Source organism: Pseudomonas sp. G11 (assembly GCF_029457515.1).
GTDB classification, from domain to species: domain Bacteria; phylum Pseudomonadota; class Gammaproteobacteria; order Pseudomonadales; family Pseudomonadaceae; genus Aquipseudomonas; species Aquipseudomonas gorinensis.
Window position 1 is genome coordinate 1155469 of record NZ_CP120377.1, and the last position, 20427, is coordinate 1175895.

Annotated in this window: 25 protein-coding genes and 1 tRNA gene; 7 read left to right on the forward strand and 19 right to left on the reverse strand. The window is 59.0% G+C overall.

Annotation, left to right across the window (positions count from 1 at the left end; all coding sequences use genetic code 11):
• Nucleotide 1: 1 nt before the first annotated feature.
• Together hrpT and sctC are read right to left on the reverse strand one after the other, a co-directional pair.
• Nucleotides 2-205 carry an HrpT family type III secretion system protein gene (gene hrpT, locus P2T68_RS05140; protein ID WP_024073283.1) on the reverse strand — a complete coding sequence of 68 codons (204 nt, stop codon included), beginning with the start codon at nucleotides 203-205 and terminating at the stop codon, nucleotides 2-4.
• Nucleotides 202-2355 carry a type III secretion system outer membrane ring subunit SctC gene (gene sctC, locus P2T68_RS05145; protein WP_069075220.1) on the reverse strand — a complete coding sequence of 718 codons (2154 nt, stop codon included), beginning with the start codon at nucleotides 2353-2355 and terminating at the stop codon, nucleotides 202-204. Before sctC ends, hrpT begins: the two co-directional genes overlap by 4 nt.
• 282 nt (nucleotides 2356-2637) lie before the next feature.
• On the opposite strand from sctC, the gene P2T68_RS05150 reads away from it, so the two are divergent.
• Nucleotides 2638-2781 (forward strand): hypothetical protein, encoded by a 144-nt coding sequence (locus P2T68_RS05150; RefSeq protein ID WP_024073286.1) that lies wholly within the window; start codon nucleotides 2638-2640, stop codon nucleotides 2779-2781.
• Here P2T68_RS05150 and P2T68_RS05155 read toward each other — a convergent pair.
• The 16 genes from P2T68_RS05155 to P2T68_RS05230 form a co-directional block, all read right to left on the reverse strand.
• Entirely contained in the window at nucleotides 2765-3001 is a 237-nt protein-coding gene (locus P2T68_RS05155; protein WP_024073287.1) for a hypothetical protein, read from the reverse strand. The genes P2T68_RS05150 and P2T68_RS05155 overlap by 17 nt on opposite strands.
• Before the next feature lie 110 nt (nucleotides 3002-3111).
• On the reverse strand, nucleotides 3112-3702 hold the full coding sequence (gene sctL, locus P2T68_RS05160) for a type III secretion system stator protein SctL (RefSeq protein ID WP_102624913.1): 591 nt from the start codon (nucleotides 3700-3702) through the stop codon (nucleotides 3112-3114).
• Nucleotides 3680-4138, reverse strand: coding sequence for a type III secretion protein (locus P2T68_RS05165; RefSeq protein WP_193690161.1), 459 nt, complete (start codon nucleotides 4136-4138; stop codon nucleotides 3680-3682). Before P2T68_RS05165 ends, sctL begins: the two co-directional genes overlap by 23 nt.
• Nucleotides 4139-4253: 115 nt before the next feature.
• Nucleotides 4254-5039: a type III secretion inner membrane ring lipoprotein SctJ gene (gene sctJ, locus P2T68_RS05170; protein ID WP_024073290.1), complete on the reverse strand. Its 786-nt coding sequence runs from the start codon at nucleotides 5037-5039 to the stop codon at nucleotides 4254-4256.
• Nucleotides 5040-5043: 4 nt separating this feature from the next.
• Entirely contained in the window at nucleotides 5044-5409 is a 366-nt protein-coding gene (locus P2T68_RS05175) for a hypothetical protein (protein ID WP_024073291.1), read from the reverse strand.
• 88 nt (nucleotides 5410-5497) lie between these two features.
• Entirely contained in the window at nucleotides 5498-5665 is a 168-nt protein-coding gene (locus tag P2T68_RS05180; RefSeq protein WP_024073292.1) for a hypothetical protein, read from the reverse strand.
• 172 nt (nucleotides 5666-5837) lie between these two features.
• Nucleotides 5838-6044 (reverse strand): hypothetical protein, encoded by a 207-nt coding sequence (locus P2T68_RS05185; RefSeq protein WP_143036950.1) that lies wholly within the window; start codon nucleotides 6042-6044, stop codon nucleotides 5838-5840.
• Nucleotides 6045-6129: 85 nt separating this feature from the next.
• The gene (locus tag P2T68_RS05190) at nucleotides 6130-7053 is read right to left on the reverse strand and encodes a sigma-54-dependent Fis family transcriptional regulator (protein WP_024073293.1); all 924 of its coding nucleotides are present in this window, start codon (nucleotides 7051-7053) and stop codon (nucleotides 6130-6132) included.
• A 364-nt stretch (nucleotides 7054-7417) separates the two neighbouring features.
• Nucleotides 7418-8518 (reverse strand): redox-regulated ATPase YchF, encoded by a 1101-nt coding sequence (gene ychF / locus P2T68_RS05195; RefSeq protein WP_024073294.1) that lies wholly within the window; start codon nucleotides 8516-8518, stop codon nucleotides 7418-7420.
• 21 nt (nucleotides 8519-8539) lie between these two features.
• Nucleotides 8540-9124, reverse strand: coding sequence for an aminoacyl-tRNA hydrolase (pth, locus tag P2T68_RS05200; protein ID WP_010213318.1), 585 nt, complete (start codon nucleotides 9122-9124; stop codon nucleotides 8540-8542).
• A 168-nt stretch (nucleotides 9125-9292) separates the two neighbouring features.
• On the reverse strand, nucleotides 9293-9892 hold the full coding sequence (locus P2T68_RS05205) for a 50S ribosomal protein L25/general stress protein Ctc (protein ID WP_024073295.1): 600 nt from the start codon (nucleotides 9890-9892) through the stop codon (nucleotides 9293-9295).
• A 138-nt stretch (nucleotides 9893-10030) separates the two neighbouring features.
• On the reverse strand, nucleotides 10031-10972 hold the full coding sequence (locus tag P2T68_RS05210; RefSeq protein WP_003208392.1) for a ribose-phosphate pyrophosphokinase: 942 nt from the start codon (nucleotides 10970-10972) through the stop codon (nucleotides 10031-10033).
• Between the two features lie 46 nt (nucleotides 10973-11018).
• Nucleotides 11019-11093: transfer RNA gene (locus P2T68_RS05215), tRNA-Gln, on the reverse strand.
• A gap of 37 nt (nucleotides 11094-11130) precedes the next feature.
• Nucleotides 11131-11934 (reverse strand): 4-(cytidine 5'-diphospho)-2-C-methyl-D-erythritol kinase, encoded by an 804-nt coding sequence (gene ispE / locus P2T68_RS05220; RefSeq protein WP_277379736.1) that lies wholly within the window; start codon nucleotides 11932-11934, stop codon nucleotides 11131-11133.
• Between the two features lie 49 nt (nucleotides 11935-11983).
• Nucleotides 11984-12601, reverse strand: coding sequence for a lipoprotein insertase outer membrane protein LolB (lolB, locus tag P2T68_RS05225; protein WP_024073297.1), 618 nt, complete (start codon nucleotides 12599-12601; stop codon nucleotides 11984-11986).
• A gap of 4 nt (nucleotides 12602-12605) precedes the next feature.
• Nucleotides 12606-14330 carry a tetratricopeptide repeat protein gene (locus P2T68_RS05230; protein WP_024073298.1) on the reverse strand — a complete coding sequence of 575 codons (1725 nt, stop codon included), beginning with the start codon at nucleotides 14328-14330 and terminating at the stop codon, nucleotides 12606-12608.
• A gap of 228 nt (nucleotides 14331-14558) precedes the next feature.
• On the opposite strand from P2T68_RS05230, the gene hemA reads away from it, so the two are divergent.
• From hemA to P2T68_RS05260, 6 genes are all read left to right on the forward strand, one after another.
• A complete protein-coding gene (gene hemA / locus P2T68_RS05235) occupies nucleotides 14559-15848 on the forward strand; it encodes a glutamyl-tRNA reductase (RefSeq protein ID WP_024073299.1) in 1290 nt (429 codons plus the stop codon).
• A complete protein-coding gene (gene prfA, locus P2T68_RS05240) occupies nucleotides 15845-16927 on the forward strand; it encodes a peptide chain release factor 1 (RefSeq protein WP_024073300.1) in 1083 nt (360 codons plus the stop codon). The genes hemA and prfA overlap by 4 nt, the downstream gene beginning before the upstream one ends.
• The gene (gene prmC / locus P2T68_RS05245; RefSeq protein ID WP_024073301.1) at nucleotides 16928-17758 is read left to right on the forward strand and encodes a peptide chain release factor N(5)-glutamine methyltransferase; all 831 of its coding nucleotides are present in this window, start codon (nucleotides 16928-16930) and stop codon (nucleotides 17756-17758) included. It abuts the gene before it with no gap.
• Nucleotides 17752-18507 carry a molybdopterin-synthase adenylyltransferase MoeB gene (locus tag P2T68_RS05250; protein ID WP_024073302.1) on the forward strand — a complete coding sequence of 252 codons (756 nt, stop codon included), beginning with the start codon at nucleotides 17752-17754 and terminating at the stop codon, nucleotides 18505-18507. Before prmC ends, P2T68_RS05250 begins: the two co-directional genes overlap by 7 nt.
• On the forward strand, nucleotides 18500-19294 hold the full coding sequence (murI, locus tag P2T68_RS05255) for a glutamate racemase (protein WP_069075216.1): 795 nt from the start codon (nucleotides 18500-18502) through the stop codon (nucleotides 19292-19294). Before P2T68_RS05250 ends, murI begins: the two co-directional genes overlap by 8 nt.
• 111 nt (nucleotides 19295-19405) lie before the next feature.
• On the forward strand, nucleotides 19406-19924 hold the full coding sequence (locus P2T68_RS05260; protein WP_024073304.1) for an acyloxyacyl hydrolase: 519 nt from the start codon (nucleotides 19406-19408) through the stop codon (nucleotides 19922-19924).
• A gap of 169 nt (nucleotides 19925-20093) precedes the next feature.
• Here P2T68_RS05260 and P2T68_RS05265 read toward each other — a convergent pair whose 3' ends face one another.
• On the reverse strand, nucleotides 20094-20399 hold the full coding sequence (locus tag P2T68_RS05265) for a YkgJ family cysteine cluster protein (protein ID WP_024073305.1): 306 nt from the start codon (nucleotides 20397-20399) through the stop codon (nucleotides 20094-20096).
• Between the last annotated feature and the right edge of the window lie 28 nt (nucleotides 20400-20427).

Below are 20427 nucleotides of genomic sequence, written 5' to 3' on the forward strand. Positions count from 1 at the left end.
GTCATCGTTCCAGCGAAACCGTCTGGTGATCCGAACGTTCCCCGGAGGGGCCGGGTTGCACACGCATGTGTTCCGGCCACCAGATCACCATCTTGTCGGCGCTCGATTGTGGACGTGAGCACGAGTCACCCCGGCAGGTGGGGGTGCAACCGGCGACAAACAGCACCAGGCTGATCAATGTAAAGCTGGAGAGTAGGCGAGTCATTCTGGTTTCTTTCCGTTAGGTGCGATCAACGAGGGACGAGAAACGCCAATGTGTTCGTCTTTCACCACAGGGCGCATGGCGATGAACACTTCCGCTTCTTCACCCGGTTTGAGCCAGGCACGCGGCCAGGCGGTCACTGCCAGGGTCTGCGAATTGCTGCACTCTTTCTCATCGATGCGCACATGGCGGTCGTACTGGTTGCGCAGTACCACGACGGCGACGTTGAATTGCGGGCCGACATACCATTGGCTGCGTTCGGTATTGAGTGCGAGCAGGTCACGGGTGGTGCACAAGGTATCCAGGCCCAGTGGCATCGGGGTCGCCTTGAAGGCTTTGGGGACTTGCCCGGTGACGAGTGTGGCCATGGCATGGATCAAGTCGTTGCGCTTGATTTCCGGTGCGTGGGGCGTCATGCGCCGTGCCAGTGGTTTGAGGGCTGTTTGCAGTTCCAACTGATCGGCCTGGGGCAAGTAGCGCGAAGGGTCGGCCTGGTCGCCAATGACCCTGGGCGTGATGATGAACAGGCGCTCGCGTCGATTGTTTTTGCGTTCAGTGGACGAAAACAGCGCCTTGCCCAGCAACGGGATATCACCCAGCAGGGGAATCTTGTTGAGCTGGTCAGTGTTATCGGTGACGTGGAAGCCGCCCACCACCAGCGAACGTTTTTCGGCCATGACCGCTTGGGTGCTGACCGCGCCCTTGCGCACATCGGGCCCGATGCGGTTGGGGTTGGATTCGTCGAAATTGCCGTCTTCGATATCGACCGCCAAGTGGATCTGATGGCTGCCACGCGAAGTGATTACCCGTGGGACCACCTGGAAGCTGGTTCCCACGGTGATCGGCAGGATGGTTGCCACTTCGGAGCCGGCCGTGAGGTACTGCGTGCGGTTGAAGTCGATCACTGCCGGTTGGTTTTCCAGGGTCAAGACGGATGGGTTCGACACCAGGGTCGCCAGGCCACGCCGCTCCAGCGCCCTGACAGCGGCAAAGAATCCATCCCGGTTATTGATCGCCAATTGCGACGAGGTGCCTGGGGCGATGTTGTTCACGCCGCCCTGGAAATTGCCATTGCGAAACCCCCAGTTCACGCCGAGCTCACGCATCTGCGTGCGTTCGATGTCGAGGATGATCGCGTCGATTTCCACCAACTTGCGCGCGACGTCCAACTGGGTGATCAGGTCGCGGTACATCGCGTGGCGTTCCGGCAAGTCGTAGATCATCACGGCATTGTTGCGCACATCGGCTTCGACGCGAATTCGCCCGGGCGAGACCCGTGAGCGCGGGGTCAGGGACATGCCCGGGTCGGCGGTCGCCTGGCTCGTCGGCGGGGTGAGCATCTGGCCCAATAGAGGGTTGCCGAGCCGGGGAAAGCCCTGGGCCAGGGGCGATATTACAGGGGCGCCTGACGCGGCTGAGGGGCGCTGGGTAACCTGCGCGGCAGCTGAGGGAGAGCGAGGTTCAAGCAAACCCTGCAGCATGCTGGCGATACCGGGGATGAGCATTTTCTCGCCGCGATAATCGATCTGGCGGTCTGCCGCATTGGCGAATTTCAGCGGGTAGGTCAGCACGCTCTGTTTTTCGTCGGTAGACCGGCGCTGGCTGCTGAATTGTTTGATCTGTTCTATGTAGCGCTTGGGGCCGGACACCAGCACCACGCCGTCCTCGGGCAATTCGCCCCAGCCGAAACGGCTATCGAGAAGGCCGATATCGGTGAGTGCCTGCTTCAGGTCGGCCACGGTTTCGCTCGACACTTCCAGGCGCGCGGACTCCTGCTGGTCCAGGGTGCTGATGTAGAGGGTGTTGTTGTACAAGTACCACTGGAAGCGGTGTTCAGTCCCCAGGCGGTCGAGCAGTGACTGCGGGGTATTCGCGCGAATCTTGCCGTTGACGTTGCCTTCCAGCAGGCCTTCGATCTGCAATTGCGTGCCAAACGTCTGGGCGAAATCATCGAGTACTTCGCGCAAGGGTTTGTGCTCGGCCTCGTAGGCGTAGGCGGTGTTTTTCCACTCTGGGGGGATGGCGGCAAGGCTGCTGTGCAGCGGCGCCAGCAAGAAGGGCAGGGCCAGCAGGCAACGCCACTGAGTGGGTTTTACGGCTGCAACGGGCGAGCATGAGCGCAAGCGGGGGTGCTTGTGGATCTTGTTAGGCATGGCAGGTTCTCGGTTTCAGTACGGCAACTTACGTAGCGAAAGGGACCTGGACGGGGGACCAGGCCTTGCCAGGCGCGCGACTACGCTGCGCCAGGTGTCGCGTTGGTTGAAAAGCGCTTCAAGGGATTTCAACAGGTGCTCCTGACTGCAATCCCGAGGCAGGCCTTGCAGCAGCCAGAGATGGCCGGTTGCGGGAGCCAGGGCCAGGGCGCCCTGGAAATGCGCGAGACTGGACTGACCGAGACGATGCCAAGACTGCAACGAGTAATGTTCGAGGCGTGAATGCGTCAGTTGAACGCCCAGAAGTACGCGGTGTTCAGAGCATTGCACGCTGACTTCATCGTCCTGTTCAAACAGCAGCACATGCTGTTCGCGGCCAGCCAAACAGTCAGCCAGTTTTTGCTGGCAACTACTGGATACCATTGATGACGGCTTTTATCGTGTCGTGCTTGTAGCTGAGATAGCTTGAGCTTGTGGCAAAACTGGACACCAGGTTCGACTTCACCTCGATCATCTGTTCAAAAAGCCGTTGAGCCTCTTCACCGCCTTCGCTGTTATCAACATCGGCGCTGATTTGACTGAGCTGCTTTTCGGCCTGGGCCTGCTGCCGGTAGTGCCTTATGAGTAAACGGTCATCAAACGTCATCGGGGTTTCTCCTCGTTGGGGCTACCCCTGAGTGGCAGCCGATTTGTGACAAGTTCCATCCACCGATTTATTTGTTTTAAAAAACAACCCGCCCTCGCCAAGTCGTATCGTTACTTGATATTGGCCTTGGGGGAGGGCGTCACCAGGTTGTCCAGGGTATCGGTCCAATTGATGTGAAACCCACCGTCTTCTGTTTCCAGGACCAGCGATTGGGCGGCGAGCGTGCTTTCGACTCGAAGCGTCCAAGGCACACCGCAATGGCGGCTGAGCCACTGTTCGACAGGCTCGCGGTCCAGTGGATTGCACAGCAAGCTCGCCTTGATCGGCGGCAACTGGGCATCCAGCAGCTTGTTGAGCAGCGCGGTGAGGCGTTGAGCGGGTAGGGTTTCTTCCAGGAAACTTCGGATCGCTGTGTTTATGACTGACGTCGCGACCTGCTCCAGCTTTTCGTACATCGCCTGGCGTTCCGATTCCCAACGATGCAGTTGGGCATTGGCGCGCTGCCAGAACTCATGCCCAGCGCTTTCCAGTATTTTTTCGCACTCTGCCTGTGCTTGGCAGGTGAGTGCTTGTGCGTGGGCTTCTGCCTGTTCGATCAATTGACGGGCCTGCGCATAGTCAGCCAGCATTTCTCTGGGAATCAGCGCCGTGGGCAGGTTGGGCGTGAGGGTGTGCAGCTCAATCGTGTGGGCGCAAAACATGGCTGGAGTTCTCGCGTGGGGCGTGCGGGGCATCATCGAAGGGAGCAGAGGTGGCGCGCCAGAGAGCGGCTTGCCACAGGGTGTCCAACCGGCCTTGACTATCCATCAGCTTGGGCTGCCGCTCGACTTCAAGTACCCGTGGGCGGGCAAAGCTCAAGCGCAATCGTCGCCAGATGGCGGGGGCCACCCATGCGCGCAGGTAGTGCAAAGGGTCGTCGATGTTCATCTGTGTCGGGTCGGGTGCCAGTGCCTTGGCCAGGCGCTGGCACCAGAGAAGTTGTTCCTGGTTCAAGCGGCTGTCGTTGGGCGCGTTGTAGACCTCATTGACCAACACCAAGACGAGGTCTCGTTGGGGGGCGCTGGCGAGGACCAGTTGCAGCAAGGCGGGCGAAGGGGCAGGGGGGAGCTCGGGTTCGATGTCGAACAGGAGGCTCATCCTGCCGTGATGACTGCGTGAAAGCGCCTCTGTTTGTTCAACGCCCGCATGAGTACGCCAATCCGGGTGGGCATGTTTCCAAGGCGAGGCCCACCATCGTACCCAGGCCAGATCCTCACTCATGGGCGTGATCGATTGCCGGTTTTGAGGTGGGAGCATGCATTGTCCTGCGCCGCCAGATCACCCATCCAGCGCCTGCCAGTACCAGGGCGACAAGAGGGGCGGTAACGCTGGTACGCCAGAACCCGAGGTCTTGTTCCGGCACCAGGAAGGGGCCGAGATAGGTCAGCTGTTGCTGCTCCTGATAGGCTGCCGCCGGTACGAAAACGACGGTCAGTTTTTGCGTATTGTCGATGGCCGACGTCATGCCGGGGATGCTGCTGGCCACCATCCTGCGTACCCTGGGGCGAATATTGTCGGGGTCCAGCCGAGGGTCATGCTTGATGAAAACGGAGGCGGATGCCGGTTGCACCGGTTCGCCGGGCGCCACCCGCTCCGGCAGCACCACATGGACGCGCGCAACGATGACACCGTCTATGTTCGATAAGGTCGCCTCCAGCTCCTGGGACAGCGCATAGATGTAGCGGGCGCGCTCTTCCAACGGGGTGGAGATGACACCTTCCTTGCGAAAGATATCCCCCAATGTCGAGCGGGTCACTTTAGGCAGGCCAACGGCTTCAAGCGTGCGGACCGCTCGGCTGATGTCATTTGCCCTGACACGAACGATGACTCCGTCTTTCGCCGGGACTTTCTGGGCACGGATCTGTTTGTCTGCCAACTCCGCAATGACTTCGTTGGCTTCCTGCTCGGATAATTGGCGATGAAGCTCTACGCTTTCACCGCAGCCCGCTAGCAGCAACACCGATGAAAAAAACAACGTAGTGGTTAGACGGCGGGACATACACCTACCCCATGCTGGCGACTTTATCGACGCCTTTCACGATTGCGCCGAGTACCTTGACGCCTGCCACCACGTTAACGTGCGATTCGGAAAGCGACTGGGCGAACTCATGTGCGTCCTTGGTTTTCTTGTTCAGGCTCATGTCCCGAAACCCCTTGGACACTCGTTTCGATAACGTCGCAGACTCAGCAGGCCCCAAGGTCAAGGGGAGGCCCATACCCGTGGGCGCGGTACCTTTGCCTGGCCGCTCGGAGAGGTTCAGTTGCGCGGTGAAAAAATTGCTGTCGGACGTCCCGTCGAGCGCAGCCGGCGTTTCAGCCTGAGTGATGGTGTTCCCGTTTCCCGGGCCCCCTGCGTTGTTGGTGTACATATGAACCTCCAGCGAGCGCGTCGATTGTTGCATCTGTTGGGCAGTGGAGACCTCCTCTGCCGGATGGGCAAAGGAGGTCGGTTCTTACTTAGGCGAATCTCAACGATTTTACGCGGCCCGCTTTTGCTGTAGTCAGTTCTTGCTCAGCGGTTTTTGCAGCCTCTTCGACAACTTTCTTTTCTTTGTCGGCGTTGATTCGGTCCAGTTGTGCTTGAGCGCCAGCGCTCACTCCACCGGTAGGTATTGAGGAGGACATAAGAGTTACCTTCGTATTTGTCTGGATTGAAGTGCGGACAACGCTTGTTCGTTGTCTTTAGTGTTCTGAGCAACAGTGCAGTTGCTCATTGGCTAGGTGGTCAGCGACAAGAAGAACGTTCCGGTATATAAATAAGTTATTTGTTTTTAATTATTTCTTGTGAAACCGGGGTTCATGCGCTTCGCGATGGGCGATCAAGTGTTATTGCAATGTTGATGGATTCATATTCAATATGCTTTTTGTTATTGTTTGTTTCGTAGCAAGGGCGCTCCGGTGGTTTGTTGCAGCACTTTGCATTGTCAGGAGGGGCATCGTTTTGCGGGGGGCGTTTGATGTTGGTGATTAAACTCATAAAGTTGTTGATCAGGGTTAAGCACATGAAGTTTTCCTGTTGGCGTGTGAGTTAAGTCGCTCTAGAGGCTCACACGTATGTGGGAAATGCCTTCTGCTTCGTTCCAGGCACCCTAAGCCAGTGATATTTCGAGTTGCTTCATCCGGTAGTAGAGCGTGCGTTTGGCAACACCGAGTTCTGCTGCAACGTTATCGACACTGCGTGCGTGACGGCGCAGCGATTCCTCTATCAAGGCTTTTTCAATTTGCTGCAACCTTGCCTTCAGGTTTATTGGCGTGCTCTGTCGATTGGCCAGCGAGGAGGAGAGCGGGGGCAGGCCCAATACGAATCGCTTGGCGGTCGAGCGCAACTCACGCACGTTGCCCAGCCACGGGTGGCACAGTAACTGTTGCAACAACGCGGGGGGCGGAGGTGTTGCGGAACACTTAAAGTAGTTGGCCTCCTGCTCGATCATGTCCATGAACAAGGGGATGATGTGTTCACGCCTGTCACGCAGGGGGGGCAGGTGGATGTTGACGACATTCAGACGGAAATACAGGTCACGTCTGAAGGTGCCTTGCTCCACCATTTCATGCAATGCGTGCTGGGCCGAGGCAATGACGCGCATATCGACCTGGATGGATCGGGTCGATCCAAGGCGCTCGACGCCACGAGATTCCAGTACCCGTAACAGCTTGGCCTGTAACGAGAGTGGCATGCTATCGATCTCATCCAGATACAAGGTGCCCAAGTGGGCGGCTTCTACAAAGCCGGCGCGGGATTGCAATGCGCCGGTATAGGCGCCGCTGTTGACTCCGAATAGTTGGCTTTCGGCAAGGGTTTCCGGGATGGCAGCACAATTGACCGCGACGAAGTTACCCTTGCGCCGCGATAAACAGTGAATGCGTTGTGCCAGGGTGTCCTTGCCAGTGCCGGTTTCTCCAAGAAGCAAAATGTCGATGTTAAGAGGGGCGGTATTGTTGATGGTGGTTTCGATGATGGGGCAGTCGGTGAAAGGTATATCAGTCATAAGTTCATACTGATTGAGGGCCGACATAGTGCGAGTGCTCCAATGCAGTTGTCGCTTTGTTGAAGTTTAAGTTGGCGGTGGGCGCTCGCAAGTAAACCGGAAAACAGCTGCATTGTCATCGTGTTTTCGAACTGAGTTAGCCTTTTTGGAATGTGAGATGTAGAAGATTTTTAATGTGCGAATTCTATTTGGAGCAGGCGGGAATTGTGGTGTAAGAAAAGTCTTAAATATGCTTTGAATGGTTTTAAAGTATGCATTTTTTTGAGGGCGGGCTGGAAATTGGCCACTGACGATATCTTTGTTAAAGATGCAGGGGAAGGCCGGGATGACAAATAGAACGCCCACAAAAAAGCCGATGCAGTGCATCGGCTTTTTATTGAAGCGGTAACGCTTACACGTTGAAACGGAAGTGCATTACATCGCCATCTTTAACGATGTATTCCTTACCTTCCAAACGCCACTTACCGGCTTCCTTGGCACCGGCTTCCCCCTTGAACTGGATGAAGTCGTTGTAGGCAATCACTTCGGCGCGGATAAAGCCCTTTTCGAAGTCGGTGTGGATCACGCCGGCAGCCTGTGGTGCGGTAGCACCCACTTTGACGGTCCAGGCGCGGACTTCTTCGACACCGGCAGTGAAGTAGGTCTGCAGGTTGAGCATTTCGTAACCGGCACGGATCACGCGGTTGAGGCCAGGCTCTTCCAGGCCCAGGGCCTCGAGGAACATGTCCTTCTCTTCGCCGTCATCGAGCTCGGCGATTTCCGCTTCGATCTTGTTGCATACCGGCACCACGATCGCGCCTTCTTCGTCGGCAATGGCCTTGACCACGTCGAGCAGCGGGTTGTTTTCGAAGCCATCTTCGGCGACGTTGGCGATGTACATCACCGGCTTGGTGGTCAGCAGGTGGAAGCCCTTGACCACGGCCTTCTCGTCAGCGCCCATGCTCTTCATCAAGCTGCGTGCCGGCTTGCCCAGGGTGAAGTGTGCGATCAGCTGCTCCAGCAGGCCTTTCTGGACCACTGCGTCCTTGTCGCCGCCCTTGGCGTTGCGCGCGACTTTCTGCAATTGCTTCTCGCAGCTGTCGAGGTCGGCGAAGATCAGTTCCAGGTCGATGATCTCGATGTCGCGTTTCGGGTCGACGCTGTTGGAGACGTGAATCACGTTCTCGTCTTCAAAGCAGCGGACCACGTGGGCGATGGCATCGGTTTCACGGATGTTGGCCAGGAACTTGTTACCCAGGCCTTCACCTTTCGACGCACCGGCCACCAGGCCGGCGATGTCGACGAATTCCATGGTGGTCGGCAGGATGCGCTTGGGATTGACGATGAGCGCCAGTGCTTCCAGGCGCGGATCGGGCATCGGTACGATACCGCTGTTGGGTTCGATGGTGCAGAAGGGGAAGTTCTCCGCCGCAATACCGGACTTGGTCAAAGCGTTGAACAAGGTGGATTTGCCGACGTTGGGCAGGCCGACGATGCCGCAATTGAATCCCATGGTGTTTCCCCTCGGTAAGAGTCAGGCCTTCTGGCTGTGCAGGTTTTTCATCGCGCGGTTCCATTCACCGGCGAAGATATCCGGCAGCACGCCGAGGGCAAAATCGATGCTGGCATCGAGTTTTTCCTGTTCGGCGCGTGGCGCACGACCCAGGACGAAATTTGAAACCATACTGGCAACGCCTGGGTGGCCAATGCCGAGCCGCAGACGGTAAAAATTATTCTGATTGCCCAACTGCGCGATGATGTCGCGCAGGCCATTGTGCCCGCCATGCCCGCCGCCCAGTTTGAGTTTGGCAACGCCGGGTGGCAGGTCCAGTTCGTCATGGGCCACCAGGATTTCCTCGGGTTTGATCCGGAAGAAGCCCGCAAGCGCCGCGACAGCCTGGCCGCTGCGGTTCATGTAGGTGGTGGGAATCAGCAGACGAACATCCTGACCCTGATGCGAGAAGCGTCCGGTCAGGCCGAAATATTTGCGATCGGCCACCAGGTTTACACCTTGGGCGTGGGCGATACGCTCAACAAAAAGGGCCCCCGCGTTATGCCGGGTCTGTTCGTATTCGGCGCCTGGATTTCCCAGGCCAACGATCAGTTTAATGGCAGTCACGACAGGGGCCCTTCCTTTGGAGTTGTGGATAACATCGCCGCAACCGGTGTGCGGCGAAAGTGGACAACAAAAGATCATTTACTCAAGAGTAAACGCCGCGTTATCGCCCGCTTTCTCGCTACGTTTCGGTCCGCGATGTTTCCTCAAGCTCCGGCAATACAGAGTGAATTACTCTGCAGCGCCTTCTTCAGCTTCTGGTGCAACGCGTGGAGCGTGAACGTTTGCAACAGCTTTGTCATCACCGTGAGCCAGTGCAACAAACTCAACGCCTTTAGGGGCTTTGAGGTCGGACAGGTGAATGATGTCGCCGATTTCCAGAGCCGACAGGTCGACTTCGATGAACTCAGGCAGGTCTTTCGGCAGGCAGGTCACTTCGATCTCGGCAACAACGTGCGAAACTTCGCCGCCTTTCTTGACCGGAGCGTCTTCACCAACAAAGTGTACAGGCACGATAGCGGTCAGTTTCTGGCCGGCTACGACGCGTACGAAGTCAGCGTGCAGCACGTGACCTTTAGCTGGGTGACGTTGCAGGGCCTTGATGATGACGTTCTGCTTGGTGCCACCAACGTTCAGCTCGATAATGTGGCTGTAGGCCGCATCGTTTTCCAGCAGTTTGGCAATTTCTTTGGCCAGCATGCTGATGGACTCAGGGGCTTTTTCGCCACCGTAGACGACAGCTGGAACCAGGCTTGCGAGACGACGCAGGCGGCGGCTCGCACCTTTCCCCAGGTCGGAACGCACTTCAGCATTCAGGGTAAAATCGTTCATGTTGTATCTCCAAAATAACCACATTCGCCCCAGCGTTTGCGACCAGCGCTAAAGGCGATATGGGCAAAAAAGCCCCGCCCCAACAGTATGCTGGGGCGGGGCGCTTTTCGTCAGTGAGGTGTTCCGTTGGTTTGACCCTTAACGGAACATCGCGCTGATCGATTCTTCGTTGCTGATACGGCGAACCGCCTCGGCAACTACCGGTGCGATATCCAGTTGACGGATACGCGAACAGGCTTGAGCAGCTGCGGACAACGGGATGGTGTTGGTCACCACCAGTTCGTCCAGCATTGAGTTTTCGATGTTCTCGATCGCTCGGCCCGACAGCACAGGGTGTGTGCAGTAGGCGAAGACTTTAGCCGCACCGTGCTCTTTCAAGGCTTTGGCCGCGTGGCACAGGGTGCCGGCGGTGTCGACCATGTCATCGACCAGAATACAGGTACGCCCTTCGACATCACCGATGATATGCATCACTTCAGAGTGATTGGCTTTCTCGCGGCGTTTGTCGATGATCCCGAGGTCCACGCCCAGGGATTTGGCAACAGCCCGTGCACGCACGACGCCACCAATGTCCGGGGACACGATCATCAGGTTTTCAAAGCGCTGGTCTTCGATGTCATCCACCAATACTGGGGAGCCGTAGATGTTATCTACCGGGATATCGAAGAACCCCTGGATTTGGTCAGCGTGCAGGTCAACCGTGAGGACACGGTCGATACCTACCACGGTGAGCATGTCAGCCACGACTTTCGCGCTGATAGCCACACGTGCGGAACGCGGACGGCGATCCTGACGGGCATAACCAAAGTAAGGGATTACAGCTGTGATTCGAGTCGCTGAGGAGCGGCGGAAGGCATCAGCCATCACGACGAGTTCCATCAGGTTATCGTTGGTCGGAGCGCAAGTCGGCTGAATAATGAAGACGTCTTTACCGCGAACGTTTTCATTGATCTCGGCGGTAATTTCGCCGTCGGAAAACTTGCCGACAGAGATGTCACCGAGAGGGATATGCAGCTGACGTACGACACGTCGAGCCAGATCGGGGTTGGCGTTCCCCGTAAAGACCATCATCTTGGACACGCGCAGTACCTAGAGGCTGAGGGTAACCTGGATGAGTATAGGAAAATGGCAGGGGCGGCTGGATTCGAACCAACGCATGGCAGGATCAAAACCTGCTGCCTTACCGCTTGGCGACGCCCCTGTATCTGTTGCAACGAGTACCCAGTACTCGATTCCTTTTAGAGCAGACTTTGCAGCTTGCGATGCAACATCGAAACGTTGCTTCCCTTTGCTACAAACCCTGTAAGGGTCTCTGTAAGAAGGGCCAAGACTTTATCAGCTTCAGCTTTGCTTGGGAAGCCCCCAAACACACAACTTCCAGTGCCGGTTAATTTTGCTTCGGTAAATTTACCTAACAAATTCAAAGCGTTACGTACCTCTGGATAACGCCTTGCTACAACCGGTAAGCAGTCATTTCGACTGTTTCCCTTGGGAACGGGGCGCACTTTAATGGGAGGAGAGTTACGTGTCAACAGTGGATCTGAAAAAATTTCTGCTGTACTTACAGATACTTGCGGGACAAGCACGACGTACCACGGCTCTTCGGGGTATTCGGGGGTGAGTTTCTCCCCCACGCCCTCGGCAAAAGCGGCGTGCCCGCGCACGAAAACCGGGACGTCGGCGCCCAGTGTCAGGCCCAGCGCAGCGAGGCGATCGAGGTCCCAGCCCAGCTGCCACAAGTGATTCAAACCCAGCAGTGTGGTCGCCGCATTCGAGCTGCCGCCACCGATGCCGCCACCCATGGGCAGGATCTTGTCGATCCAGATATCGATGCCGAGGGCGCATCCAGATTGTTCCTGAAGTTTTTTCGCCGCCTTCACGATCAGGTTGCTGTCGTGAGGCACGCCTTCGAATTCGGTATGCAGATGAATCACGCCGTCGTCGCGCAAGGCGAAGGTCAGTTCGTCGCCGTAGTCGAGAAATTGAAACAGCGTCTGCAACTCGTGATAGCCATCTTCACGGCGACCGAGGATGTGCAGCATCAGGTTGAGTTTGGCCGGGGAGGGCAGGGTCAGTTTCTGTGCTGTCACGTTATTGCCCCAGTTTGCGCGGTTGCCAGTCCTTGATCACCAGCGTGACGTCAAGGTCGGGGCCGTGCAGCTTGATGCGCTCGGGCAGCCAGTAGCCGTTCTGTTGCACGTAGCTCAAATATTCGACGTGCCAGCCATCCTGTTCCAGGGTGCCCAGGCGGCTGTCGCCATCAAGGCTCAGGCGGCTCTTGCTGTCAGGTGCCGGCAAGCCGCGTACCCACCACACCAAGTGCGAGACGGGCAGCTTCCAACCGATCTGTTGTTCCAGCAGATCTTCCGGCGAAGTCGCTTCATAACGGCCCTGGTTGGCCACTTCGAGGCTGACCTGCCCCGGTCGACCCGTCAGGCGGGCCGCGCCACGCCCCAGCGGGCCGGATAGGCGAATGTCGTAGTAGTCCTGGCGTTGCAGCCAGAACAGGGTACCGCTGCCCGAATCTTTCGGTGCCCGCACCCCGACCTTGCCTTCGATCTGCCAGCCATCGATGCTGCTGAGCTGATCCTTGTGTTGCTTCCATTGCGCCGGGTTGCCCTGGCCCTCAACGGATTCACGGGCGCCGAAGCCTGCGCAACCGGCGAGCAGGGCGATGAAGCTGAAAACGATAACGTGGCGCAAGAACATAAGCTTAAAGGGTCTCGGATCCGGTCAGGCGTTTGATGGTGCCGCGCAGAATGGCGCTTTCGGGTTGTTCCTTGAGGAACTTTGCCCAGATTTGTCGAGCTTCGCGCTGCTTGCCATTGGCCCACAGCACTTCACCCAGGTGTGCGGCGACTTCCTGGTCGGGGAAGCGTTCCAGTGCCTGGCGCAGCAGGCGCTCGGCTTCGTCCAGGTTTCCCAGGCGGTAGTTCACCCAGCCCAGGCTGTCGAGCACGGCCGGGTCTTCCGGGTTCAGCTTGTGGGCTTGTTCGATCAGCACCTTGGCTTCGGCGTAGCGTGTGGTGCGGTCGGACAAGGTGTAGCCCAGGGCGTTCAGGGCCATGGCGTTGTCCGGGTCGCGCTTGATGATCAGGCGCAGGTCTTTTTCCATCTGCGCCAGGTCATCGCGTTTTTCCGCCTGCATGGCGCGCGTGTACAGCAGGTTCAGGTCGTCCGGGTATTGCAGCAAGGCTTGTTGCAACACCTTCCAGGCGCGCTCGCCCTGATTGTTGGCCGACAGTGTCTCGGCCTGGATCAGGTACAGCTGGATCGCGTAGTCCGGTTCGGCCTCGCGGGCAGCCGCGAGGCGTTTTTCCGCCTCATCCGCGCGCCCGTTGCTCATCAGGATATCGGCCTGGCGCAATTGCGCGGGCAGGTAATCGTTGCCGGGGCCGACCTGGGCGTATTCGAGCAAGGCGGCCTGCGGGTCGTTGCGCTCTTCAGCGATGCGGCCCAGGTTCAGGTGCGCCGAGTCCACATGGCTTTCGCGGGCAATCAGGTCTTCCAGGTAGCCCTTGGCCTCATCCCAGGCCTTGGCTTCCAGGCACACCAGTGCCAGGGAATAGCGCAGTTCGTCGTCGTCCGGGTATTGCTGGACCAGGTTGGCGAACTGCACCTTGGCGTCCTCCATACGGTCCTGCTCGACCAGCGTGCGCGCGTAAGTCAGGCGCAGGCGTTTGTCTTCCGGGTACTTCTTGATGCTTTTTTCCAGCAGCGGAATCGCTTCCTTGCCGCGATTGAGGTTCTGCAGCAAACGTGCGCGCAGCAGGATCGGGGCGATCTCGCCGTCTTCCGGCGGGTTCTTCTCCAGCAGTGTCAGGGCGGCTTCGGGCTCGTCGTCCTGTTGCAGCAGCAAGGCTTTGCCGAACACCAGTTGGCTGTTCTTCGGGTGTTTTTGCAGCAGGCGGTCGAAACTCTTCATCAACCCGTTGCGCGTGTCCTGATCGGTGTCGGCCGCCGACAGCGCCAGGAAGTCGAAATGGGTGTCGCCCTTGCCCTGCAAGACTTTTTCCATATAGACCATGGAATCGTCATAGCGCCCCGCGCGCGCCAATTGAATGGCCGCCGCCCGCTGGGCTTCCAGGTCGTCCGGTGCGTTTTTCGCCCAGATCAGTGAGGTGTCCAGCGCCGCCTGGTCTGCCCCCAGGTACTCGGCGATGCGAAACGCGCGCTCGGAGATCCCTGGGTCCTGGGTGTTGATGGCCTGGGTCACGTAGTTATCCAGTGCAATATCGAAACGATTGCGCTGGCCGGCCAGTTCTGCGGTCAGCAGGCTGTACACCGTTTCTTCACTGAACGAGGAATAAACCTTGGGCTTTTCAGGGGCGGGGGTGCTGTCCTCCACCGGCGGTGTACCGTCCGGCGACACGGGTGCCATGGCCTGGCAGCCGCTGAGGAAGACAAAAGCAAGGAGCAACGCGGAGGATCTATTCATATAGGAAGAGGACGACTAACCTGCGGTCGGATCATCATGACACAAGCCTTCGGCCAAACATAACCGGGGCGCTCTTAATGCGTGTATTGCTGTCCCTGTAGGAGCGGCCTCGCTCCCGCGGTGACGTATTTATAGGCACAAGGTATAGGGACAATAGACGACGGTGGTTGTTCTGAATCTTTCGAAGTAGGACAATTGCCGGCTTCCCGACATCATCAGCGATATTGAATGGCCTTCCTCGCACTCGGTATTAACCACAAGACTGCCTCTGTAGACGTGCGCGAGCGCGTGGCGTTTACGCCAGAGCAGCTGGTTGAGGCGTTGCAGCAGCTCTGCCGTCTCACCGACAGCCGCGAAGCTGCGATCCTTTCGACCTGCAATCGCAGTGAGCTTTATATAGAGCAGGAACATCTCAGCGCGGATGTCGTGCTGCGTTGGCTGGCCGATTACCACCATTTGGACTTCAATGACCTGCGCGCCAGCGCGTATGTGCATGAAGACGATGCGGCAGTTCGTCACATGATGCGCGTCGCTTCCGGCCTCGATTCGCTGGTGTTGGGCGAGCCGCAGATCCTCGGCCAGATGAAATCCGCCTACGCCGTGGCCCGTGAGGCCGGCACCGTGGGGCCGTTGCTGGGGCGCCTGTTCCAGGCCACCTTCAATTCCGCCAAGCAGGTGCGCACCGACACCGCCATCGGTGAAAACCCGGTGTCCGTGGCTTTTGCCGCCGTCAGCCTGGCCAAACAGATTTTCAGCGACTTGCAGCGCAGCCAGGCCCTGCTGATTGGCGCCGGCGAGACCATCACCCTGGTCGCCCGCCATCTGCACGACCTGGGTGTGAAGCGTATCGTGGTCGCCAACCGCACCCTGGAGCGCGCGAGCATCCTCGCCGAGCAGTTTGGCGCCCATGCCGTGTTGTTGTCGGATATCCCGGCCGAGCTGGTGCGCAGTGATATCGTTATCAGCTCCACCGCCAGCCAATTGCCGATCCTCGGCAAAGGCGCGGTCGAGAGCGCGTTGAAGCTGCGCAAGCACAAGCCGATCTTCATGGTGGATATCGCCGTGCCCCGGGATATCGAACCCGAAGTCGGCGAGTTGGACGACGTTTACCTCTACAGCGTTGACGACCTGCACGAAGTGGTTGCCGAAAACCTCAAGAGTCGCCAGGGCGCTGCCCAGGCGGCCGAGGAAATGGTCAGCGTCGGCGCCGAAGACTTCATGGTGCGCCTGCGTGAACTGGCGGCGGTGGATGTGCTCAAGGCGTATCGTCAGCAAGGCGAGCGCCTGCGTGATGAAGAATTGACCAAGGCCCAGCGTTTATTGGCCAATGGCAGCAGCGCCGAAGACGTGCTGATGCAACTGGCCCGTGGCCTGACCAACAAGCTGCTCCACGCGCCGAGCGTACAGCTTAAGAAATTGACTGCCGAAGGCCGCCTCGATGCGCTGGCCATGGCCCAGGAACTCTTTGCCCTCGGTGAGGGCGCGTCAGATAGCTCTTCGGATAAAAAACCGCAATGAAAGCGTCACTGCTCAATAAACTGGACGTGCTCCAGGACCGTTTCGAAGAACTGACCGCCTTGCTCGGCGATGGCGAGGTCATCTCCGATCAGACCAAGTTCCGCACCTATTCCAAGGAATACGCGGAAGTTGAGCCCATTGTGGCTACCTATAAAAACCTGCTGAAAGTGCAGGCCGACCTCGAAGGCGCCCAGGCGCTGCTCAAGGACAGCGACCCGGACATGCGCGAAATGGCCGTGGAAGAAGTCCGTGAAGCCAAGGAAAAACTCGCCGAGCTGGAAGGCAACCTGCAACGCATGCTGCTGCCCAAGGACCCTAACGACGGGCGTAACGTGTTCCTGGAAATCCGCGCCGGCACCGGTGGTGACGAAGCGGCGATCTTCTCCGGCGACCTGTTTCGCATGTATTCGCGCTACGCCGAGCGTCGCGGCTGGCGCGTCGAGATCCTCTCCGAGAACGAAGGCGAGCACGGCGGCTATAAAGAAGTCATCGCCCGGGTCGAAGGCGACAACGTTTACGGCAAGCTCAAGTTCGAATCCGGTGCGCACCGTGTGCAGCGGGTTCCAGCGACTGAATCCCAAGGCCGTATCCACACGTCGGCGTGCACCGTCGCTGTGTTGCCAGAGCCGGACGAACAGGAAGCCATCGAGATCAACCCAGCCGACCTGCGGGTCGACACCTACCGCTCGTCGGGTGCCGGCGGCCAGCACGTGAACAAGACCGACTCGGCGATCCGTATCACCCACTTGCCGTCGGGCATCGTGGTGGAGTGCCAGGAAGAGCGTTCCCAGCACAAGAACCGTGCGCGGGCCATGTCCTGGCTGTCAGCCAAGCTCAATGACCAGCAGACCAGCGCCGCTGCCAACGCGATTGCCAGCGAGCGCAAGTTGCTGGTGGGGTCGGGGGACCGTTCCGAGCGTATCCGCACCTATAACTTTGCCCAGGGCCGGGTGACCGACCACCGGGTCAACCTCACGCTTTACTCGCTGGATGAAATCCTCGCCGGTGGTGTCGACGCGGTGATCGAGCCGTTGCTTGCCGAATTCCAGGCCGACCAGTTGGCGGCCATAGGTGAATAAATGACCATCATTGCCAGCCTCCTGCGTGCCGCAGAACTGCCCGACTCGCCCACCGCGCGCCTGGATGTGGAACTGTTGCTGTCGGCTGCCCTGGGTAAGCCGCGCAGTTATTTGCATACCTGGCCGGAGAAGATCGTCAGCAGCGAGCACGCATTGATCTTTGCCGACTACCTGCGGCGTCGCCGCGCCGGTGAACCGGTGGCCTATATCCTCGGCCAGCAAGGCTTCTGGAAACTCGACCTGGAGGTTGCGCCTCATACCCTGATCCCGCGCCCGGAGACCGAGCTGCTGGTGGAGGCCGCCCTGGAGCTGCTGCCGACGAGCCCCGCCAAGGTTCTCGACCTGGGCACCGGCAGCGGGGCCATCGCCCTGGCCCTGGCCAGCGAGCGCCCAGCCTGGGACGTCACCGCCGTTGACCGCGTGCTCGAAGCGGTGGCCCTGGCCGAGCGCAATCGCCAGCGCCTGCAGCTGACGAACGCTACGGTACTGAACAGCCATTGGTTCAGCGCCCTGCAAGGCCATACCTACGACTTGATCATCAGCAACCCGCCGTATATCGCCGACAACGACCCGCACCTGGTCGCGGGTGATGTGCGCTTCGAGCCCGCCAGTGCCTTGGTCGCGGGCCATGATGGCCTGGACGACCTGCGCCTGATCATCACCCAAGCCCCGGCCCACCTGGCGGCGGGTGGTTGGCTGTTGCTCGAACACGGCTACGATCAAGCCCCGGCCGTACGTGACCTGTTGTTGGGCGAGGGATTTGAGGATGTCCACAGTCGTGTCGACCTCGGTGGCCACGAACGTATCAGCCTGGGACGCCGTCCATGCTGAGCGATCAGGAGCTGTTGCGCTATAGCCGACAGATTCTGTTGCAGGCTGTCGACATCGACGGTCAGTTGCGTCTGAAAAACAGCCGCGCGCTTATCGTTGGCCTCGGTGGTCTCGGCGCTCCGGTTGCGCTGTACCTGGCCGCTGCCGGTGTGGGTGAACTGCATCTGGCGGACTTTGACACGGTCGACCTGACCAACCTGCAACGCCAGATCATCCATGACACCGACAGCGTTGGCTTGAGCAAGGTCGACTCGGCCATGCGCCGCCTGACGGCGATCAACCCTGAAGTCACATTGCTGGCCCATCGCACTGCGCTGGATGCCGACTCTCTGTCGGCGGCGGTGACGGGTGTGGATGTGGTGCTCGATTGCAGCGATAACTTTTCCACCCGTGAAGCGGTCAACGCTGCGTGCGTCGCCGCCGGCAAGCCACTGGTCAGCGGGGCGGCGATTCGCCTTGAGGGGCAATTGTCGGTGTTCGACCCGCGCCGCGCCGAGAGCCCCTGCTACCACTGTTTATATGGGCACGGCAGCGACACTGAATTGACCTGCAGCGAGGCCGGCGTGGTTGGCCCGCTGGTGGGCCTGGTCGGCAGCCTGCAGGCCCTGGAAGCCTTGAAACTGCTGGCCGGGTTCGGCGAGCCGTTGGTGGGGCGCCTGTTGCTGATCGATGCCTTGACCACGCGGTTCCGTGAGTTACGCGTCAAGCGCGACCCCGGTTGCAGCGTCTGTGGGACGCAGCATGGTTAAGGGCGCGCCAATTGGTGTGTTCGACTCCGGCATCGGCGGGTTGACGGTGCTGGAGGAGATTCAGCAGCTATTGCCCCATGAGTCGCTGCTGTACGTGGCCGACTGTGGGTACATCCCCTACGGTGAGAAAAGCCCGGCTTTCATTCTTGAGCGTTCCCGGCAAGTGGCGGGTTTTTTCCGTGAGCAGGGCGCCAAGGCGTTCGTGATTGCCTGCAATACCGCCACCGTTGCCGCTGTCGCCGATTTACGCCTGGATTACCCCGACTGGCCGCTGGTGGGCATGGAGCCCGCCGTCAAACCCGCCGCTGCCGCCACTCGCAGTGGGGTGGTCGGCGTGCTGGCCACGACCGGTACCCTGCAAAGCGCCAAGTTCGCGGCCTTGCTCGACCGGTTCGCCACCGATGTGCGGGTGATCACCCAGCCTTGCCCGGGCCTGGTGGAACTGATTGAAAGCGGTGACTTGAGCAGCCCGGCCCTGCGTCAGCTGTTGCAGGTCTACATCGACCCGCTGCTCAGTGCCGGCTGTGACACCATCATCCTGGGCTGCACCCATTACCCCTTCCTCAAGCCGCTCCTGGCGCAGATGCTTCCCGCGAGCATCATCCTCATCGACACCGGTGCTGCCGTCGCGCGCCAACTCAAGCGCCTGCTCGGCGAGCGCGACCTGCTGGCCACTGATCCGGCGCAGCCGGCACAGTTCTGGACCAGTGGTGATGTGTATCACCTCAGAAATATCCTACCGACACTTTGGAAACATCCTGGAGTTGTGCGAAGCTTCGGTTCGTGAAAATTTCGTTAAAAATCGCGATTAGAAGCTGAACTTCTGGCTACGCGTCAGCTTCTATTGCCCGTTAGTCTGTACAAAACCCTATAACTTCGTTCGGAAAGGATGTTTCTTATGAAGCGCTTGTTCTGTTTGGCTGCGATTGCGGCCGTTGTGGTGGGACACTCTTTTTCGGCGCAGGCCGCCGGCCTTGAGTTTGGCCTGGGGGCCACCAGTGATTCGACGCTGACCTATCGATTGGGGCTGACGTCGAATTGGGACAAGAGCTGGATGCAGAGCGATGTGGGTCGCCTGACCGGCTACTGGAGCGGCGCTTATACCTACTGGGAAGGTGATGAGCGTGCAGGTGCGAGCAGCCTGTCGTTCTCGCCAGTGTTTGTGTATGAATTCGCCGGGCAGTCGGTAAAACCCTACGTCGAGGCCGGGATCGGGGTGGCGGTATTCTCCCGCACACGCCTGGAAGACAACAACATTGGCCAGGCCTTCCAGTTCGAAGACCGTCTGGGCTTTGGTTTGCGCTTTACCGGCGGGCATGAGGTGGGCATTCGTGCCACTCACTATTCCAACGCCGGGATCAGCAACCACAACGACGGCGTAGAAAGCTACTCGCTGCACTACACGATGCCGCTGTAATTTCAGAACCCTGCAAAACCTGTGGGAGGGGCAAGCCCTGATGCCAGTCCGTTAAGGCTTTTTTGTAGGAGCGAGGGGGACGCCTGGTTCCAACAGAAGGCGATGTACGCTTAACTGGCAGGCACTAGGGGAAGCCCCCTCCCATATTGAGCGTTTCTTCGGCTTGGGATCAGCGATACGCCGTCGTAATCCCTTCACGCTCGACCAGGCACTCCGGCGCACCCATCTCAAACTCCCGGCAAATCAGCGGCCGACGCTCGTAAATCGTGCACATCATCGTGTCGCGATCCAGCGCCGCGCACCAGCCATCATCCAGGCGCAGCATCACCTCGCCGCCCCAGTCATCGGTATCGATATAGCGCTGCGGTACGCCGGTGTCGGTGATCAGCATGACTTCCAGCTGACAGCAGCAGGCCGCGCACGTTGAGCACGTCACGGTGGGTTCGGCGATTTGGGTATGCGGGATGTTGGTCATAGGCGCGCAGTGTAAGGCAAGCGGGTGA

Excerpts from the sequence above, each read along its gene's own strand:
- ispE (WP_277379736.1), bottom strand. The coding sequence starts at position 11,934 with ATGCTGCACATCCTCGGTCGCCGTGAAGATGGCTATCACGAGTTGCAG.
- P2T68_RS05230 (WP_024073298.1), bottom strand. The coding sequence starts at position 14,330 with ATGAATAGATCCTCCGCGTTGCTCCTTGCTTTTGTCTTCCTCAGCGGC.
- sctL (WP_102624913.1), bottom strand. The coding sequence starts at position 3,702 with ATGTTTTGCGCCCACACGATTGAGCTGCACACCCTCACGCCCAACCTG.
- sctC (WP_069075220.1), bottom strand. The coding sequence starts at position 2,355 with ATGCCTAACAAGATCCACAAGCACCCCCGCTTGCGCTCATGCTCGCCC.
- P2T68_RS05175 (WP_024073291.1), bottom strand. The coding sequence starts at position 5,409 with ATGTACACCAACAACGCAGGGGGCCCGGGAAACGGGAACACCATCACT.
- P2T68_RS05165 (WP_193690161.1), bottom strand. The coding sequence starts at position 4,138 with ATGAGCCTCCTGTTCGACATCGAACCCGAGCTCCCCCCTGCCCCTTCG.
- P2T68_RS05205 (WP_024073295.1), bottom strand. The coding sequence starts at position 9,892 with ATGAACGATTTTACCCTGAATGCTGAAGTGCGTTCCGACCTGGGGAAA.
- lolB (WP_024073297.1), bottom strand. The coding sequence starts at position 12,601 with ATGTTCTTGCGCCACGTTATCGTTTTCAGCTTCATCGCCCTGCTCGCC.
- prmC (WP_024073301.1), top strand. The coding sequence starts at position 16,928 with ATGACCATCATTGCCAGCCTCCTGCGTGCCGCAGAACTGCCCGACTCG.
- P2T68_RS05150 (WP_024073286.1), top strand. The coding sequence starts at position 2,638 with ATGCGTCAGTTGAACGCCCAGAAGTACGCGGTGTTCAGAGCATTGCAC.
- P2T68_RS05265 (WP_024073305.1), bottom strand. The coding sequence starts at position 20,399 with ATGACCAACATCCCGCATACCCAAATCGCCGAACCCACCGTGACGTGC.
- hrpT (WP_024073283.1), bottom strand. The coding sequence starts at position 205 with ATGACTCGCCTACTCTCCAGCTTTACATTGATCAGCCTGGTGCTGTTT.
- hemA (WP_024073299.1), top strand. The coding sequence starts at position 14,559 with ATGGCCTTCCTCGCACTCGGTATTAACCACAAGACTGCCTCTGTAGAC.
- sctJ (WP_024073290.1), bottom strand. The coding sequence starts at position 5,039 with ATGTCCCGCCGTCTAACCACTACGTTGTTTTTTTCATCGGTGTTGCTG.
- P2T68_RS05250 (WP_024073302.1), top strand. The coding sequence starts at position 17,752 with ATGCTGAGCGATCAGGAGCTGTTGCGCTATAGCCGACAGATTCTGTTG.
- ychF (WP_024073294.1), bottom strand. The coding sequence starts at position 8,518 with ATGGGATTCAATTGCGGCATCGTCGGCCTGCCCAACGTCGGCAAATCC.
- P2T68_RS05260 (WP_024073304.1), top strand. The coding sequence starts at position 19,406 with ATGAAGCGCTTGTTCTGTTTGGCTGCGATTGCGGCCGTTGTGGTGGGA.
- P2T68_RS05185 (WP_143036950.1), bottom strand. The coding sequence starts at position 6,044 with ATGTGCTTAACCCTGATCAACAACTTTATGAGTTTAATCACCAACATC.
- P2T68_RS05155 (WP_024073287.1), bottom strand. The coding sequence starts at position 3,001 with ATGACGTTTGATGACCGTTTACTCATAAGGCACTACCGGCAGCAGGCC.
- prfA (WP_024073300.1), top strand. The coding sequence starts at position 15,845 with ATGAAAGCGTCACTGCTCAATAAACTGGACGTGCTCCAGGACCGTTTC.
- P2T68_RS05190 (WP_024073293.1), bottom strand. The coding sequence starts at position 7,053 with ATGTCGGCCCTCAATCAGTATGAACTTATGACTGATATACCTTTCACC.
- murI (WP_069075216.1), top strand. The coding sequence starts at position 18,500 with ATGGTTAAGGGCGCGCCAATTGGTGTGTTCGACTCCGGCATCGGCGGG.
- P2T68_RS05180 (WP_024073292.1), bottom strand. The coding sequence starts at position 5,665 with ATGTCCTCCTCAATACCTACCGGTGGAGTGAGCGCTGGCGCTCAAGCA.